Consider the following 16181-nt stretch of genomic DNA (forward strand, 5'->3'; position numbering starts at 1 on the left):
TCCGTCTCGCATACGGAGGTCCCCGGATGAAAACGAACCGGATGAACCGGGACGAACGCCGGCCGGCGGCAGGCGCGCTGGCCGCCGCCGGCGCACTGGCGTTCGCGCTCTCGCACGCGCAGGCGCCGCCTGCTTCGTCGGTGCAGGTCGCGCCGGGCGTCGTCAGCCCCGGCCCGACCGCCGACGAGGCCGCCATGACGCAGCGGCCGACCGGCATCGATGCCGAATTCGTCGACAAGGCCGCGATGCTCTGCAAGGTCGAACGACAGGCCAGCCAGCTCGCGCTCGACCGCTCGTCGAACCCGGACGTAAAGGCATTCGCGCGCCGGATGATCGACGATCTCACGCGCATCGCCGCCGAATTGCGGCAGCTTGGCGCGCAAAAGGGCGTACCGGTCCAGACGCGGATGCTTGTCGATCCGGCAGTGACGGCATTGCGAACGAAGGATGGCCGCGCGTTCGACACGGCCTATGTCGCGCTGGCGGGCCCGCGCGCGCACGAGGCGGCGATCCGGCTCTACGAAGCCGAGGCGCGCAACGGCCGCGATCCGCAGCTTCGCGCATTCGCGGCCCGCGCGCTGCCGACGCTGAACGCGCATCTGGCCGCCGCGCGGCGGCTCGCGCAGACGGTGGCGGCCGCGCACTGAATGGCGTTGCAGCCGGCCGATTTCAACGCCTGCGCCGGCCGTCGTCCTCGGGGCCGCCCGGCGACGCCTCGTAAGGCGGCGAGTCGAGCGCCGTTTCGCCTTCCTCGATCAGCCAGTACGGCGCACTGCCATAGTACGCATGCAGCGCCTCGGCCCAGGCCGGATCGGCCATGGCCGGCCAGCGGTTCCTGTCGAAGCCGGGTGCTTCGCGCACCTGCTCGGCGGCAACGGGCAGCACGAAGCATTTGCGCTCGACGTCGAGTATCAGCGCGTTCCACGGCACCGCGAGCAGCTTGTCGCCGCTCCCGCTCCCGCTCCCGCCGCGCGACGCGACGACCGCATATGCGATCCGGCCGGAACGCACGTCGAGCATGATGTCGGTGACCTTGCCGATGTCGTCGCCGTCCACCGTCAGCACGCGATCGCCTTCGAGCGTGCGGGCGGCCATCACGTCGGGCCCTGGCCCGCCCGCGGGCGGGCGGCGGCCGGCGCCGACAATGCGCGCGGCGTCGCGCGACGGTTTGTCCGTTGTCATCGAGAACCTCCTGGTCGAAACGGCAACCCGGCGCACGCGCGAAACGCGTGCGTGTGCGTGTGCGCGTCGCACCCGGGCAGCGGGCCGTCGTGCGGAACGAGGGACGCGCGTGTCAGCGCCGACGCGGCAGCGACACGTCCTCGAGCGTATTGGCGAGCTCGTCGCGCTCAGGGCCGCCCGCGCGCGTTGCGATGTCGCCGAGCGACACGATGCCGACGAGCCGCAGGCTGCGGTCGAGCACGGGCAGCCGATGCAACTGCACGTCGGCCATCCGCTGCTGGACATCACCGACGCCGTCGTCCTCGACGCACCACTGCACGGGTGCGGATGCGACCGCAAGCACGGGCGTATCGGACGAATGGCCGCGCGACAGCGCCCGCACCGCGAGGTCGCGATCGGTCACGATCGCGACGAGTTCGGTGCCGTCGCAAACGGGCAGCACGCCGATATCGAAGCGCTGCATCAGTTCGGCCGCATGGCGAATCGTATCGGTCGGCGCGACGCACACCACGTCGCGCGACATGATCTCGTTGACGCGATACATGAAGCCTCCTTCGTGAGCGAATCGATTCGGGAGCAGATACCGTGCCGCACGCGCTCCGCGCACGCCGGCCCTTGTCGGCCGGACGACGGAGAAATTTGCCAGCCCGCTTGTACATCTTCCACGGCGGCAGTCGCGAACGGGCGGCAAGCGATGTCAGTGGCCGATGCCGGTCATCGCGACGATCGCGAGCACCACGGCGCTTTCGATCGCCGCCAGCGTCGCGACGCCGGCGGCGCCGCTGATTTCATGCCATCGGCGTTCAAGGATCTTCATCAGATCGCTCCGGATTTCGCCGGCCCGCCGATGCGCCGCAGCGCATCGCGAGCCGGGTGCCGCCGTCAGCCGTGATCGCGGGGCGGGGAAGGGACGTGCGGCGCACGACGTTCGTGCTTGCCGGACGGCTTGGCGGGGTCGATACGCGTCGCACCGCCGACGGCGGGCGGATCGCTGGCCGGGAACGTCTCCTCGAGCCCTTCGTCGATGCGCTCCTCCGTCTTGTCTTCGGGCGGCGGGCGGGACGTGGCGAGCCTGAGCAGGCCGGCAGCCGGTGACACGGCGTCGCGGCGGCCGGGGGCGTGAACGTTCATGGTCGAACCTCCTTGTTCGTTGATGCGGGCGCAAGCGCCGTGCCTGCGCGGCATTGGCGGCACGACGCTTGCACGCCGGGGGGACGCCGGCCGGTGCGACGGGCATGACCCGCGCGCCGCCGGCGTGGACGAGAGGACATCGTGATGAATGCAACCAAGGAAAGGATACGTTACGACGCAAACGTATGCGGCGGCGATTTCGGCCACGTACGCGAACGGTTCGACGCGTGGAAGCGCGAATCGCTGGTCTATCGGCCCGAACGGCACATGTTCGACGGCAAGGACGAGGTGCGCGAGCTGAACGACGTCGTCTACGACGGTCCCGAACGCGCGCAGCGGGCGCTCGTCGCGCAATGCTCGCCGCCCGATCCGTTCGCGCTCGCGGTGCGGCTGATCGCGGAAGGGCGCACGATGTGGCTGGTGATGGCGGCCTACGACGACTGACCACACGGCAGCGTCAGGCCGGATCGGGCAACGGGCACGCCGCTTGCGCACGGCCGCAGCGCCATCGAGATGTGCGCCGTCGCGCAGGAGTGACATGAAGACGCCATTCACGTTGCACCGCCCCGAACCGACACCTGACGTCGACCCCGATCCGACGCAGCCCGGGCACGACGATCCCGTCGATCCGCCCGTGCCCGAGGGGTTGCCGCACGGCGATCCGCCGTCGCACCCGCCGCCGATACGGATGCCGGGCGGGCGCGGTGCGCCGCAACCGGCCGCACGACCACTGAAAGGAGGACCATCATGGACATTCACGTGCAATCGCCAGACAAGCGCGCGATCGCTCAGGTGCTGGGCCGCTATTTCGAATCGCGCTCGTTGCGTTATCACATCGAGGAGTTGCCGGGCGGCGTGCTGCATATCGGCTTTCGCGCCAGCGGCCGCCCGGTCGCCGTCACCGTATCGTTCGACGATGCCGCATACGACACCTATACGCACTGGGATACCAGCCAGAAACAGCTCGCGCTCGGGCGGCTCGCGGACGGCTTCTCGCGGATGATGTCGACGCGCAGCCCGGCCGCGCTGGCCGGCGACTATCACGTCGAGCGTTTCTGATCCGGCAACGCTTCACCCATCCATTCCGGAAAGCGGCAAAGTGCCCGCGCGCAGCGGGCGCTTTGCGTCTGCGCGCGCGTCGCGTAGGATGTCCGTTAATTCAGCGCACGCTACGTTCGCGCCGCAGGCCGCCCTGCCAGCCGCTGCAGCGGAAGAGGCTGCGATGCGCTTTTCCTCAGGTTCGTTTCGCGCAACCGACGGAGACCGCCTTGATGACCGTTGCCCGCCCGTTACTGTCACCCGGCGCACGCCGGTTCGTATCCGGCTTGTCGGCATGCGCGGCGCTTGCCGCGGCCGGCGCCCGCGACGCGTCGGCCCAGACACCTTCGCCGCTCGGCGAGTGGCAATACTCGGCAGGCGTGCCGCTCGAGAAACTGTTCGATCCGACCGTCTCCACCTGGCAGGTCAGCGTCGGCGCCGCGATGACGCTGCAGCCGCGCTATGCGGGCTCCGACCGCTATCGCGTGATGGGCGGCCCGAATCTCGACATTCGCTATCGCGACCTGTTCTTCCTGTCGACGGGCGAAGGGCTGGGCGCGAACGTGCTGCGCGGGCCGAACTGGCGCGTGAGCCTGTCGGTCGGTTATGACCTCGGGCGCCGCTCGGCCGACGATCTCGGCCACCTGAACGGCCTCGACAACATCAACGCGGCGCCCGTGATGAAGCTGGCGGCCGATTACGTGATCTCGAAGGAATTCCCGCTCGTGCTGCGCGCGGATGTCCGCCGCAGCATCGGCGGCTCGAACGGCTGGACCGGCGATTTCTCCGCGTACATGCCGATGCCCGGCAGTAACGAAAACTTCTTCTGGTTCGCGGGGCCGACCGTCTCGTTCGCCGACTCGCGCTACATGAACAGCTGGTTCGGCGTGAGCCAGGGTGCCGCCGCTCGCTCGGGGCTGCCGGCTTATTCGTCGGGCGCGGGGATCAAGTCGGCTGGCCTGGGCGTGACGATGGTCTGGTTCGTGAACAAGCACTGGTTCGTGACGATGGACGGCGCGATCGAGCAGCTCGTCGGCCGCGCGGCGCGCAGCCCGATCACGCAGCAGTCGACCAACGGCGTGTTCGACATGTCGGTGAATTACCAGTTCTGATCCAGGTGTCTGGCCGGGCGGCGGCGTGCGGCAATTCCCGTCACATTTGATATGATTCCGACCTGTACAAACGTACAGTGATCGATTCCCGTGACGCCTGCTTCGCCGACGCCCCCGGCGTTTTACTACCTGACCAATTTCGAACGCGCGCTGGCCTGGCTCGGCGAGCGTTACGACGATCTGCTCGACCATCGGGAGCAGGCGTTCGTTCGCGATTTTGCGTCGCTGCCGCAGGCGTCGCGCGCGCTGCTGGTACGGATGCTGATGCGCAGCGGGTCCGACTTCCGCGCAAGCAAGCTCGCGTACGACGAAATCGGCTGCACGCTCGATGCGGCCGCGCCGCTCGTCGCGCTCGGCTGGGTCGATCCGGCGCCCGCGCTGACGCTCGACGAGCTGTTCGCGCTGTCGACCAAGGCCGACCTGCTGCGCATCTTCCCGTCGCTGGCCGCGCATGCGGGCGAGCGCAAGCCCGAATGGCTCGAACGGCTGCGGCCCGCGCACGATGCCGCGCAGCCGCTCGACGCGTGGTGTGCGCAGGCCGGCGACCGCGTGCTGCGCGTGACGGTCGGCGCGCTGTGCGACCGGCTGCGCCTGATGTTCTTCGGCAATCTGCATCAGGACTGGAGCGAATTCGTGCTCGCCGATCTCGGCGTGTTCCAGTACGAAAGCGTGCCGATCGCGCCATCGTCGCGTGCGTTCCAGCAGCGCGACGACGTCGACGCGTATCTCGCGCTGCAGATGTGCCGCGACGCGCTCGACGCGTGGCCCGACGATCTGCCGTTCGACGACCTGCTGCGCGCGATCGACGCGGTGGGCTGTGCGCAGCCGTGGCTCGCGACGCGTCGCGCGAAGCTGCTGTTCGCGCTCGGGCAGACCTGCGAGCGCCGCGCCGACTGGGCCGCCGCGCTCGATGCTTACACGCGCAGCGCATGGCCCGGCAGCCGCCATCGGCGCATCCGCGTGCTCGAGCGCTGCGGGCGCGACGACGACGCGCTCGCACTGGCGCTCGATGCGCGCGGCGGTTTCGAGAGCGACGAGGAGCGCCAGCGCGTCGAGCGCATGCTGCCGCGCCTGCAGCGCCGCGTCGGCCAGCGCGTCGAACGCGCGGCCGCCGCGCCGGACGTGCCGCGCGAGACGCTCGTGCTGGCGCGCCCCGACGCGTTCGTCAGCGTCGAATTCGCGGTGCGCGACCATCTCGCGCAGCCGGCGTCGACGGTCCATTACGTCGAAAACACGCTGATCAATTCGCTGTTCGGGCTGCTGTGCTGGGAGCCCGTGTTCGCGGCGGTGCCCGGCGCGTTCTTCCACCCGTTCCAGCGCGGCCCGGCCGACCTGCACGCGCCCGATTTCGCCGCACGCCGCGCGGACGCGTTCGCCGCCTGTTTCGCGCAGCTCGATTCGGGCGCGTATCGCGACACGATCCGCCGGCATTACTCGACGAAGGCGGGGCTGCAGTCGCCGTTCGTGTTCTGGGGCGTGCTGACGGACGAACTGCTCGACGAGGCGCTCGCGTGCCTGCCGCCCGAGCACCTGCGGCTGTGGTTCGCACGCCTGCTCGCGGATATCCGCGGCAACCGCTCGGGGCTGCCCGATCTCGTCCGCTTCTGGCCCGGCGAGCGCCGCTATGAACTGATCGAGGTGAAGGGCCCGGGAGACCGGCTGCAGGACAACCAGACGCGCTGGCTCGCGTACTGCGTCGCGCACGGCATGCCGGTGCGCGTCGTCGATGTCGAGTGGGCCGGCGCGGGCGGCGCGCAAGCCGACGCGGCGAGGCTGTCCGCGTGAGCTACGTCGTCGCGGTGCGGGCAATGTGCGAGTTCACCGCGCGGCGCGGCGATCTCGACCTGCGCTTCACGCCTGCGCCGACCGCGCTCGAAGGCATCGCCGGCCACGGCGCGGTCACGTCGAACCGCGGTGCGCGCTACGAAACCGAGATCGCGCTGACGGGCACGTGGGGCACGCTCACCGTGCGCGGCCGCGCGGACGGCTACGATCCCGTGGCGAACCGCATCGAGGAAATCAAGACCTATCGCGGCAGCCTCGACGCGATGCCGGCGAACCACCGCGCACTGCACTGGGCGCAGGCGAAGGTCTATGCGCACCTGATGTGCGACGCGCGCGGCCTCGCGGAAATCGACGTCGCGCTCGTGTATTTCGACATCGTGTCCGAGCGCGAGACCGTGCTGACTGAAACGCTGGACGCGCACACGCTCGCAGCGTTCTTTGCCGAGCAGTGCGCATGCTTCGTCGGCTGGGCCGAGCGCGAGACGGCCCATCGCGCGGCGCGCGATGCGGCGCTGCGCGCGCTCGCGTTTCCGCATGGGCAGTTCCGCAGCGGCCAGCGCGAGCTGGCGGTCGCCGTCTATCGCGCTGCGCGCGACGAGCGCTGCCTGATGGCGCAGGCGCCGACCGGCATCGGCAAGACGCTCGGCACCGTGTTCCCGCTGCTGAAGGCGTGCGGCGAGGGCGAGCTCGACCATGTGTTCTTCCTCACCGCAAAAACGCCCGGACGCGCGCTCGCGCTCGAAGCGGCGACGACGCTCGGCGCCGGCACGCCTGCGCTGCCGCTGCGCGTGCTGGAGCTGGTTGCCCGCGACAAGGCGTGCGAGCATCCGGACAAAGCGTGCCACGGCGAATCGTGCCCGCTCGCGCAAGGTTTCTACGACCGGCTGCCGGCCGCGCGCGACGCGGCGATCGGCGCCGGGCTGCTCGATCGCGATACCGTGCGCGCGGCCGCGCTCGCGCACGACGTCTGCCCGTACTACCTCGCGCAGGAGCTCGCACGCTGGTCGGACATGATGATCGGCGACTACAACTACTACTACGACGGCAGCGCGATGCTGCACACGCTCGCGCAGCAGAACCAGTGGCGCGTCGGCGTGCTCGTCGACGAAGCGCACAACCTGCTCGACCGCGCGCGCAAGATGTACAGCGCGTCGCTCGATCCGTTCGCGTTCGCGGCCGCGCGCGAAGCCGCGCCCGCGGCGCTGCGCAAGGCGTTCGACCGGCTCGGCCGCGCGTGGGGCGCGGTCAATCGCGCGCAGGCCGAACGCTATGCGGCCTATCCGGACATTCCGGGCCCTATCGTATCGGCCGTGCAGAACCTCGTCGCGGCGATCGGCGAACACCTGACCGACGCGCCGCGCGCGAACGGCGACGCGCTGCTGCGCTTTCATTTCGAGGCGATCCAGTTCGGCGTGCTCGCCGAAGCCTTCGACAGCGCGTCGATCTTCGACGCGACGCTGCACGGCGAGCCGATGCCGCGCCAGCCGGCGCTCGACGGCGTCGCGTCGGCCAGCCGGCGGCGCCGCGTCCAGTCGACGCTGTGCGTGCGCAACGTGATCCCGGCCGGATTTCTCGCGCCGCGCTACGAAGCCGCGCGCGCGACCGTGCTGTTCTCGGGCACGCTGAGCCCGTTCCATTTCTACCGCGACACGCTCGGGCTTCCCGGCGATACGGGCTGGCTCGACGTCGACGGGCCGTTCCGCGCCGAGCAACTGACGGTGCGCGTCGCGAGCCACGTGTCGACACGCTGGCGCGACCGCGACCGTTCGCTCGAACCGATCGCCGACCTGATCGCCGCGCAATACGCGACGCGGCCAGGCAACTACCTTGGTTTCCTGAGCAGCTTCGACTACCTGGGGCGCGTGGTCGCGCTGATGCAGACGCGCCATCCGGACGTGCCGGTATGGGCGCAGGCGCCCGGCATGGCCGAAAGCGAGCGCGATGCGTTTCTCGCGCGCTTCGACGCGGGCGGGCGCGGCGTCGGCTTCGCGGTGCTGGGCGGCGCGTTCTCGGAAGGCGTGGACCTGGTCGGCGAACGGCTGATCGGCGCATTCATCGCGACGCTCGGGTTGCCGCAGGTCAACGATGTCAACGAGCAGATGCGGCGCGCGATGGACGCGCGCTTCGGCAACGGCTACGACTACATGTACCTGTATCCGGGCTTGCAGAAGGTCGTGCAGGCGGCCGGGCGCGTGATCCGCACCGAGCACGACGAAGGCGTCGTGCATCTGATCGACGATCGTTACCGGCGGCGGGAAGTGCGCGATCTGCTGCCGCGGTGGTGGCGGATCGGGTGAAGGGAAACAACCCGGCGGGAGGACTGCCGGATTCGGTGCCGGGGTGTGATCCGTCGCGCAGCAATGTAGCGGTGCAGCAAGCCCGTTCAGCGCGGACGAGACGCTACAGCACGTTCAGCATCGCCAGCGCGGCTTCCTGCAGGTGCGGCAGTACGCGCCGCACGGCAGCATCGGTCGTCTCCGTGCCGATCGGCATGTTCGTGCTCAGCGCGGCGACGACTTCGCCGTGACGATTCTTCAGCGGCACCGCGATCCCGCGCACGCCGACCTGCAATTGCTGTTCGATCGCCGCAAAACCGGCGTCGCGCGCGTGGTCGACCTGTTCGAGCAGGCGCGCCTTGTTGGTGATCGTGTGCGGCGTGAACGGCGGCAGTTCGGTATCGTCGAGCCACGCTCGCACAGCCTCGCGATCCGGATGATGGGCGAGCAGCACGACGCCCGGCGACGTCAGCGGCGCCGGCACGCGCGCGCCGAGCACGAAGCCGGTCGTCATCACGCGCGACACGCCGTTGCGTGCGATGAACACGAGTTCCCAACCGTCGAGCACGCTCACGTAAGCCGATTCGTTCAACGACGCGCTCAGTTGCTGCAGATACGGCTGGACCGTGCGCGGCAGCCGCGCCGAGTCGAAGTACGACCAGCCGACCCGCAGCACACGCGGCGTCAGGCCGTAAAGCTTGCCGTCGGTGTAGACGTAGCCGAGCGATTCGAGCGTCAGCAGGTAGCGCCGCGCGGCCGTGCGCGTGAGGCCGGTCCGCGCGGCGGCCTGCGTGGGCGTCATGCGCGCGTGCTGGCTGTCGAATGCTTCCAGGATCATCAGGCCTTTTTCGAGGCCGGCAATCCAGTCGCGTCGGTCGAGTTCGGGCTTTTTCATCGTCGGGAAGCGGTGCCGTCATGCGCGGTGATCGCGCGGGAGTGGGCGATTATCGCGCAGATCGAACAGGCTGCGGGCACGCAGCCGGTCGCATGGTTCGGGCTTGTATGATTCGGCGCAGGATTCTCGGCACGAGCGTGGGGAAATGAGCGTCGACAACAACCGAATCACGCGCCATCTCGCATACTGCGCCGTGGCGCTGGCGCTGGCGGCATTGCCCGCGCATGCGCAGGCGGCGCCGGCCACGCCGGATGCGTGGGCGCTGGCCGTCAAGGAGACTATCGGAACACGGTTGATCGCGCCGACTGGCCCCGGTCATCCGCAGTCTGGATAGAATCGCCGGTCCGACTGGAACAAAAAATGAAAATTCGCGAATCCGCTCTCGCCGTGCTCGTCGCGGCCATGCCGCTGCTTGCCGCGGCGAACCCTTCGACGGGCGCGGCACTCCCGAAGCCAACCGTCGACATCCGCGCATGGCCACGCATGCCGTCGCCGGCATTCGGCTGCACCCTCGAAAAGACTTTCGACTATCGCGACAAGCGCTTCAATTGCACGCTGAAGAAGTACCGGAATACCGGCGACGCGTGCAGGAACACGACCGCATATTACGAAGGCCCCGCATTCCCCGACCGGCTCGCGGCCCGCGTGCATCCGCTCGCGACGAAAGTCGATCTGGACTGGGAGCATGGCGACCTGCAGATGGTCACCGTGACGCTGAAGGGAACCTGGAACGAAGCGGACGTGCGCAAGGCGTTCGGGTTGCCGCGCGCGGAAGGGCGCAAGCTGACCGAGGCGGAACTGCGCAAGCAGCCGGCCAACCTGATGGACACGAGCATCCAGTATCCGTCGAGCCCGGCCGACGACGGCCTTGGCAGGCGGCCGAGCGATCCCGCGCACGGGACGACAGCCGTGATGCTTTACGGCTTCGACCATATGGGAGCGGGCGACGTCGAGTGCGGGGAGGGAGAGTAACGCCTGGAAGCGAAGCGGCGATCCTTCAACGCGCGCCGCTTGCCGGGCAGTTTGCCGACGCCGGCCGGGGAAGGAGGGAGGACGGATGCGGCGCCGACTTCACGCGAGCCGCACCCGCCGGAGCGGCATTATTCGCTGCTCGTCCACTCGACGTTCGCGCCGACCGAGCGCAGGTTCTCGACGAAATGCGGATGTGCGCGGCGGATCGGCAGCGCGTTCATGATTTCCGAGCGGCCTTCGATGCTCGCGGCCACCATCAGCAGCGCGATCGCGACGCGGATGATGTACGGGCTCTCGACGCGCGCCGGCGTCAGTTGCAGCCCGCCGAACGTGATCAGCCGGTGCGGATCCGACAGCAGCACGTGCGCGCCGAACTTCGACAGTTCGCCGGACCAGCCGAGCGCACCGTCGTAGACCTTGTTCCAGAACATCGCGCTGCCTTCCGCGCGCACGCCGAGCGCGATGAAGATCGGCAGCAGGTCGACCGGCAGGTACGGCCACGGCGCGGCTTCGACCTTGGTCAGGATGTTCTGCGTGAACGGCCGGCGCACGCGCAGCGGGCCATCGCGTTCCGCGCGCGACCAGCCGTCGCGGTGCGTGACGTTGACGCCGAACTTCGCGAACGTGCGGTCGATCAGCGGGAAATGCTCGGGCGACGAGTTGCGCACGGTGATGTCGCCGCCCGTGATCGCGCCGAGCGCGAGGAACGTCGCGATCTCGTGGAAATCCTCGGCGAAGCGGAATTCGCCGCCGCCGAGCTTGCCGCCGCCCGTCACGCAGAGCCGCGACGTGCCGATGCCTTCGATCGTGACGCCGATCATCGCGAGGAACTGGCAGAACTCCTGCACGTGCGGCTCGGACGCCGCGTTCATCAGCGTCGACGTGCCGTTCGCCGCCGTCGCGCACAGCGCGAAGTTCTCGGTGGTCGTCACCGACGCGTAGTCGAACCAGTGATCGTTGGCCGTCAGCGGGCCGTCGGTGCGAACGATCAGCGAATCGGGCGTGCGCTCGATGTGCGCGCCGAAGCGCTCGAACACCTCGACGTGCGGATCGATCTCGCGCACGCCGAGCGTGCAGCCTTTCACGTCGTTCTCGAGGCGCGCGACGCCGAAGCGCGCGAGCAGCGGCGGAATCAGCATGATCGACGAGCGCATCGCCTCGGGCAGCCGGTGGACGGCCGGATCGAACTTCGTGTTGCGATGGTGGAGTTCGAGCAGGCCGGTCGTGAAGTCGACCGACACGTCGCTGCCGAGCGTGCGGAAGATGTCGAGGATCTTGCGCACGTCGGTGATGTCCGGCACGCCGACGAGGCGCAGCGGCTGATCGGTCAACAGGGTGGCGCACAGGATCGGCAGGACGGCGTTCTTGTTCGCGGACGGCTTGATGTCCCCGCGCAGCGGAGTGCCGCCGTGGACGATGAGATTCGACATGATATGGGGGCGTATCGGTGACTGACGTAGGCCCATATGATGCCATTGGTCGGCGGGCGGCGTGGAATGTTCAGCGGGGAAAAGGGGAATCGCCGCGCGTGATTGACGGTGTTTGACGTTGGGCGGGGGACCGCCGCTCGGCCGGCGGCCGACGCGGAGAAATGGCCGGCCGCGGATCGGGCCGGCCACGTGCTCACTTCGTCACTGCGCCGCGCGCATCCGCGCGGCAACCACCAGCGAGATCAGGCAGCCCGCCGCGAGATAGCCGGCGACGAGGTGCCACGAGCCGCCGGCGAGACTGACCAAGCCGACCGCGATGAACGGCGTGAACCCGCCGCCGACGACGCTCGCGAACTGGTAGCCGACGCCCGCGCCGCTATAGCGGTATTCGGCGCCGAACAGCTCGGTGAACAGCGGCTGCTGGACGCTCACGACCATGTCGTGCGCGGCGTTCGCGAGCAGGATCGAGAAGATCACGATCCACGCAATCGACCGCGCCTCCAGCGCGATGAAGAACGGCACCGCGGACGCGAGACCGATCAGCGCGCCGATCAGGTAGATGCGGCGCAGGCCGTAGCGGTCGGCCAGCCACGCGAAGCACGGGATCGTCACGCAGCTCACCGCACCGACCAGCAGGCCGACGTTCAGGAACAGGTCGCGCGACATGCCGAGGTTCGTCGTCGAATAGCTGAGCGCGAACGCGGTGACGATATACATCGTGAACAGTTCGGCGAGACGCAGCGCGACGATCAGCAGGAACGCCTTCGGATGGCGCGTCAGCGCTTCCAGCACCGGCAGGCGCAGCTTGCGGTTGCCGTGCTCGACCTTCTCGACGAACTCCTGCGATTCGTCCATGCTCTTGCGCACCCACAGCCCGACCAGCACGAGCACGATGCTGAACACGAACGGCAGGCGCCAGCCCCACGACTTGAACGCGGCTTCGCCGAGCGTGTGGCTCAGGATCGACACGATGCCCGTGGCCAGCACGAGCCCGACGCCGTAGCCGACCTGCACGCCGCTGCTGTAGAACGCCTTCTTTTGCTTCGGCGCGCTCTCGACGGCCATCAGCGCCGCGCCGCCCCATTCGCCGCCGACCGCGAAACCCTGGATCGCACGCATCAGCACCAGCAGCACCGGCGCCCACCAGCCGATGGTCGCGAAGGTCGGCAGCAGGCCGATCGCGACCGTCGACAGCCCCATCAGCATCACCGTCAGCACCAGCATCCGCTTGCGGCCGAGCCGGTCGCCGTAGTGGCCGAACACGACGCCGCCGAGCGGCCGGAACAGGAAGCCGACGCCGAACGTCGCGAACGCCGCGAGCGTGCCCATCGTCGGGCTGACTTTCGGGAAGAACTCGGAATTGAATACCAGCGCGGCGACGATCCCGTACAGCAGGAAGTCGTACCAGTCGACGACGGCGCCGACGAAGCTGCCGAGCGCGGCCTTGCGGGCCTGGCTGCGCGCGCGGGTGCCGGCGGCGACGTCGAGGGTGTCGAAGGTTGGGGGCATGGCGGTGTCTCCTGGTACGGCGCATCGTGGAATCGTGGCGGCGCCGCGTCCGATGCTGCATTGAAGTCGATGAGTGAACGGAGAATAGGGTGCGCGCCGCACGGCGGCAATCGGCCAATCGGGCAAAGTGCGCGATTATCGTTCAATATCGTGCGATTATCGAACGCTTTTCGGGTTTGCACTAGGCGGCGCGACGATATCCCGTTCGGCCAGGGTGTGCCGTCGTGAACGATCTGGTTAAAATCTGCAGCATGAAAACTCGCCCGCTCGGGGCGGATGCCCGGTCGCCACATCGGCCGCGCATGCCGCCCGCGCGGGGCGCCATCCCCCTCGACCGCATGCCCCCGGAGACTGGAATGCCCGGCAATTCCCACCCCCTGTCCAGCGATACGCCGTCCGTCGTCGATCCGGTCGCCAATCCGCTCGGGATGGCCGGCCTCGAATTCGTCGAATTCGCGGCGCCCGTGCCGGAAGCGCTCGCGCAACGCTTCGAGCAGCTCGGGTTCAAGGCGATCGCGCGGCATGTCAGCAAGAACGTCACGCTGTACCGGCAAGGGCAGATGCATTTCCTGATCAACGCCGAGCCCGATTCGTTCGCCGCACGCTATGCGGAGGAATACGGGATGGGCGTCTGCGCGATCGGCTTGCGCGTGGCGAATGCCCGGCGCGCGTTCGAGCGCGCGATCCAGCTCGGCGCGTGGGCGTTCGAAGGCGAAAAGGTCGGTGTCGGCGAGTTGAAGATCCCGGCGATCCAGGGCATCGGCGATTCGCACCTGTATTTCGTCGACCGCTGGCGCGGGCGGGACGGCCAGCGCGGCGGGGTCGGCGACATCTCGATCTTCGACATCGATTTCCGGCCGATCGACATCGCGACCGCACACACCGATCTCGACTGCGCGGGCGTCGGCCTGCAGCAGGTCGACCACTTCACGCAAACCGTCGGCGCAGGCCGCATGCAGGAGTGGCTGGATTTCTACCACGACCTGCTGCATTTTCGCGAGATCCACCAGATCGACGCGCACTGGCATGTGTCGGAGGAATCGCGCGTGATGGTGTCGCCGTGCGGCGCGGTGCGGATTCCGGTCTACGAGGAAGGCACGCGACGTACCGAGCTGATGCACGCGTATCTGCCCGACCATCCGGGCGAGGGCGTCCAGCACGTCGCATTGTCGACTGACGACATCCTGTCATGCGTCGATGCGCTGCGCGCGAACGGCGTCGAATTCATCGAGCCGCCCGCACGCTATTACGACGACGTCGATGCGCGGCTGCCCGGGCACGGCGTCGATCTCGACGCGCTGCGCAGCCGCGCGGTGCTGGTCGACGGCGAGATCGGCAGCGACGGCGTGCCGCGCCTGTTCTTCCAGACCTTCGTCAAGCGCCGGCCCGGCGAGATCTTCTTCGAGATCGTGCAGCGCAAGGGGCACCACGGGTTTGGCGAAGGGAACCTCGCGGCACTCGCCCGCGCGCGCGACGCGGGCTGAGCGGCTCGCGGCGGCCGTCAAACCTCACGCGGCACTTCCCGCCCCGAGCTTGCGGCTCTGGCGACGCATGCCGTCGAAGATCGCGTCCGCCACGTCCGCCGGAAAATTCGCCGGGATCTGCGCCGCGACTTCGGCAATCGCGGGTTCCGTGCGCGCGGCGACAGCCGCCATCGCCACGCGCACGTCGTCTTCGGTCAGGCCGACGCGCCGCCCCTGCGCGATCCAGTGACGCGGCTGGATCTCGCCGATCACGTAGTGCCGGTTCTTCCCGCACACGGCCATCGCGAGCCGCGCGCGGCGCGGCGGCAACTGGTTGCGGCGTGTACCGATGATCGGATGCGCGGACAGCACGTCGTACAGCGGCGTGCTGCGGTACGTATTGCCGGGCAGGTGCGCGATGCTGAAGTTCTTCGCATGGCCGTCGATCGCCGCCAGCACCCAGAACACGAGCTGTGCGACGAAGAAATTCATCCTGTCGTGCGCGGCGTCGGTCGAATTCGCGAGGATGCCCATGATCGTATCGATGCCGGGGCCGCCGTCGGATTCGTATTTCGCGCCGGACGGCGTGCCGGTCGCCTGGCACATGTCCTCCTGCGGCAGTCGCAGGATCCACGTGCCGTCACGCGAAGGACGCCGGTCGAAGCGCTCGACGATCAGTGCCTTCTGGTCGTCGAACCGGCCGATCTCGCACGGCGCGACCGGCAGGCCGTATGCGGCGACGAGCTTCGAGCACAGCCATTCGTTCTCGACGGACGTCCGCATGTCGGCCTGCATGTTCCCGACGCGCCCGAGCGGCAGCTTGAAAATGTGTGTCGTCGGCGTGCTGCCCGACGGCCGCAACCAGCGGTTGCGTTGACGCAGCAATGCGGTCTTTTCCTGCGCGCCGGCGATCGACAGGCGCAGGTCGCCGTCCGGCTCCGCGCGGCCGGGCAGCGGAGCGGCGGTCGCGTGGCGCAGCACGTCGGCGACGGCTGCGTCGTCGAGCGCCACGCCGTCGATCGTCTCGAGGTCAACGGGCATTTCGCCGGGCGGCAGCATCTGGATCGCGCCGACGCAATCCCGGCCGATCGACGCGAGCAGTTCGAACGGTGCCGTCGATCCGAGCCGGTAACGCTGCGCGATGCGGCGGCGGATCGGCTCGCTGTCCGGCAGCAGGTTGTCGAAGTAGTCGGCGACGATCGCGCCCTGGTGCGGCTGGTTGCCGGGCGTAAAGGGCAGCGACAGCGATAGCGGCCGCCCCTGGGGATCGTCGAGCCAGCCCGGCAGGTAGACGAGGCGCTCGACGCCGCGCCGGATTTCCCAATAGCCGACCGGAATGCCGTTCATCCACAGGTCGAGCCGGTCGTGGCGGGCGCGTGACGCCATCG

The 16181-nt window shown here is 68.9% G+C and carries 16 protein-coding genes; 9 read left to right on the top strand and 7 right to left on the bottom strand.

Annotation, left to right across the window (positions count from 1 at the left end; genetic code table 11):
• Positions 1-26 precede the first annotated feature (26 nt).
• On the top strand, positions 27-647 hold the full coding sequence (locus tag ACNQQL_RS02755; protein ID WP_347063113.1) for a DUF4142 domain-containing protein: 621 nt from the start codon (positions 27-29) through the stop codon (positions 645-647).
• A gap of 22 nt (positions 648-669) precedes the next feature.
• Here ACNQQL_RS02755 and ACNQQL_RS02760 read toward each other — a convergent pair whose 3' ends face one another.
• The 3 genes from ACNQQL_RS02760 to ACNQQL_RS02770 all read right to left on the bottom strand — a co-directional run bounded on the left by ACNQQL_RS02760 (position 670) and on the right by ACNQQL_RS02770 (position 2313).
• Positions 670-1182, bottom strand: coding sequence for a PRC-barrel domain-containing protein (locus ACNQQL_RS02760; RefSeq protein ID WP_347063114.1), 513 nt, complete (start codon positions 1180-1182; stop codon positions 670-672).
• 112 nt (positions 1183-1294) lie between these two features.
• Entirely contained in the window at positions 1295-1726 is a 432-nt protein-coding gene (locus ACNQQL_RS02765; RefSeq protein WP_347063115.1) for a CBS domain-containing protein, read from the bottom strand.
• Positions 1727-2064: 338 nt separating this feature from the next.
• A complete protein-coding gene (locus tag ACNQQL_RS02770) occupies positions 2065-2313 on the bottom strand; it encodes a hypothetical protein (protein WP_072436784.1) in 249 nt (82 codons plus the stop codon).
• 144 nt (positions 2314-2457) lie between these two features.
• Between ACNQQL_RS02770 and ACNQQL_RS02775 the strand changes: the two genes are divergently transcribed.
• The 5 genes from ACNQQL_RS02775 (at position 2458) to ACNQQL_RS02795 (ending at position 8545) form a co-directional block, all read left to right on the top strand.
• Positions 2458-2757: a hypothetical protein gene (locus tag ACNQQL_RS02775; protein WP_347063116.1), complete on the top strand. Its 300-nt coding sequence runs from the start codon at positions 2458-2460 to the stop codon at positions 2755-2757.
• A 303-nt stretch (positions 2758-3060) separates the two neighbouring features.
• The gene (locus tag ACNQQL_RS02780; protein ID WP_072436787.1) at positions 3061-3372 is read left to right on the top strand and encodes a hypothetical protein; all 312 of its coding nucleotides are present in this window, start codon (positions 3061-3063) and stop codon (positions 3370-3372) included.
• 212 nt (positions 3373-3584) lie between these two features.
• Complete coding sequence (locus tag ACNQQL_RS02785; protein WP_072436788.1) at positions 3585-4463, top strand: MipA/OmpV family protein; 879 nt, start codon at positions 3585-3587, stop codon at positions 4461-4463.
• A gap of 90 nt (positions 4464-4553) precedes the next feature.
• Entirely contained in the window at positions 4554-6248 is a 1695-nt protein-coding gene (locus ACNQQL_RS02790; RefSeq protein ID WP_347063117.1) for a VRR-NUC domain-containing protein, read from the top strand.
• The gene (locus tag ACNQQL_RS02795; protein WP_347063118.1) at positions 6245-8545 is read left to right on the top strand and encodes an ATP-dependent DNA helicase; all 2301 of its coding nucleotides are present in this window, start codon (positions 6245-6247) and stop codon (positions 8543-8545) included. The genes ACNQQL_RS02790 and ACNQQL_RS02795 overlap by 4 nt, the downstream gene beginning before the upstream one ends.
• 103 nt (positions 8546-8648) lie before the next feature.
• Here the strand turns inward: ACNQQL_RS02795 and ACNQQL_RS02800 are convergent, their stop codons facing one another.
• The gene (locus ACNQQL_RS02800; protein ID WP_072436791.1) at positions 8649-9419 is read right to left on the bottom strand and encodes an IclR family transcriptional regulator domain-containing protein; all 771 of its coding nucleotides are present in this window, start codon (positions 9417-9419) and stop codon (positions 8649-8651) included.
• Positions 9420-9564: 145 nt separating this feature from the next.
• Between ACNQQL_RS02800 and ACNQQL_RS02805 the strand changes: the two genes are divergently transcribed.
• Positions 9565-9753: a hypothetical protein gene (locus ACNQQL_RS02805; protein ID WP_143155685.1), complete on the top strand. Its 189-nt coding sequence runs from the start codon at positions 9565-9567 to the stop codon at positions 9751-9753.
• Positions 9754-9779: 26 nt separating this feature from the next.
• On the top strand, positions 9780-10391 hold the full coding sequence (locus tag ACNQQL_RS02810; RefSeq protein WP_347063119.1) for a hypothetical protein: 612 nt from the start codon (positions 9780-9782) through the stop codon (positions 10389-10391).
• A gap of 128 nt (positions 10392-10519) precedes the next feature.
• On the opposite strand, the gene ACNQQL_RS02815 is transcribed toward ACNQQL_RS02810, so the two are convergent.
• Positions 10520-11821, bottom strand: coding sequence for a UDP-N-acetylglucosamine 1-carboxyvinyltransferase (locus ACNQQL_RS02815; protein WP_034179537.1), 1302 nt, complete (start codon positions 11819-11821; stop codon positions 10520-10522).
• 201 nt (positions 11822-12022) lie between these two features.
• On the bottom strand, positions 12023-13330 hold the full coding sequence (gene shiA / locus ACNQQL_RS02820) for a shikimate transporter (RefSeq protein WP_347063120.1): 1308 nt from the start codon (positions 13328-13330) through the stop codon (positions 12023-12025).
• Positions 13331-13686: 356 nt separating this feature from the next.
• Here shiA and ACNQQL_RS02825 point away from each other — a divergent pair, with 356 nt between their 5' ends.
• Entirely contained in the window at positions 13687-14814 is a 1128-nt protein-coding gene (locus ACNQQL_RS02825; RefSeq protein ID WP_347063121.1) for a 4-hydroxyphenylpyruvate dioxygenase family protein, read from the top strand.
• A gap of 24 nt (positions 14815-14838) precedes the next feature.
• Here the strand turns inward: ACNQQL_RS02825 and ACNQQL_RS02830 are convergent, their stop codons facing one another.
• Positions 14839-16179 (bottom strand): type II toxin-antitoxin system HipA family toxin, encoded by a 1341-nt coding sequence (locus ACNQQL_RS02830; protein WP_347063122.1) that lies wholly within the window; start codon positions 16177-16179, stop codon positions 14839-14841.
• Between the last annotated feature and the right edge of the window lie 2 nt (positions 16180-16181).

Origin of the sequence: Burkholderia sp. LFS061 (assembly GCF_047978125.1) — a bacterium.
GTDB lineage: Bacteria > Pseudomonadota > Gammaproteobacteria > Burkholderiales > Burkholderiaceae > Burkholderia > Burkholderia pyrrocinia_C.

Bases quoted from the DNA above. Each gene is read 5' to 3' on its own strand.
- ACNQQL_RS02770 (WP_072436784.1), bottom strand. From the start codon at position 2,313: ATGAACGTTCACGCCCCCGGCCGCCGCGACGCCGTGTCACCGGCTGCC.
- ACNQQL_RS02775 (WP_347063116.1), top strand. From the start codon at position 2,458: ATGAATGCAACCAAGGAAAGGATACGTTACGACGCAAACGTATGCGGC.
- ACNQQL_RS02780 (WP_072436787.1), top strand. From the start codon at position 3,061: ATGGACATTCACGTGCAATCGCCAGACAAGCGCGCGATCGCTCAGGTG.
- ACNQQL_RS02800 (WP_072436791.1), bottom strand. From the start codon at position 9,419: ATGAAAAAGCCCGAACTCGACCGACGCGACTGGATTGCCGGCCTCGAA.
- ACNQQL_RS02765 (WP_347063115.1), bottom strand. From the start codon at position 1,726: ATGTATCGCGTCAACGAGATCATGTCGCGCGACGTGGTGTGCGTCGCG.
- ACNQQL_RS02825 (WP_347063121.1), top strand. From the start codon at position 13,687: ATGCCCGGCAATTCCCACCCCCTGTCCAGCGATACGCCGTCCGTCGTC.
- ACNQQL_RS02805 (WP_143155685.1), top strand. From the start codon at position 9,565: ATGAGCGTCGACAACAACCGAATCACGCGCCATCTCGCATACTGCGCC.
- ACNQQL_RS02755 (WP_347063113.1), top strand. From the start codon at position 27: ATGAAAACGAACCGGATGAACCGGGACGAACGCCGGCCGGCGGCAGGC.
- ACNQQL_RS02815 (WP_034179537.1), bottom strand. From the start codon at position 11,821: ATGTCGAATCTCATCGTCCACGGCGGCACTCCGCTGCGCGGGGACATC.
- ACNQQL_RS02785 (WP_072436788.1), top strand. From the start codon at position 3,585: ATGACCGTTGCCCGCCCGTTACTGTCACCCGGCGCACGCCGGTTCGTA.
- ACNQQL_RS02830 (WP_347063122.1), bottom strand. From the start codon at position 16,179: ATGGCGTCACGCGCCCGCCACGACCGGCTCGACCTGTGGATGAACGGC.
- ACNQQL_RS02760 (WP_347063114.1), bottom strand. From the start codon at position 1,182: ATGACAACGGACAAACCGTCGCGCGACGCCGCGCGCATTGTCGGCGCC.
- shiA (WP_347063120.1), bottom strand. From the start codon at position 13,330: ATGCCCCCAACCTTCGACACCCTCGACGTCGCCGCCGGCACCCGCGCG.
- ACNQQL_RS02810 (WP_347063119.1), top strand. From the start codon at position 9,780: ATGAAAATTCGCGAATCCGCTCTCGCCGTGCTCGTCGCGGCCATGCCG.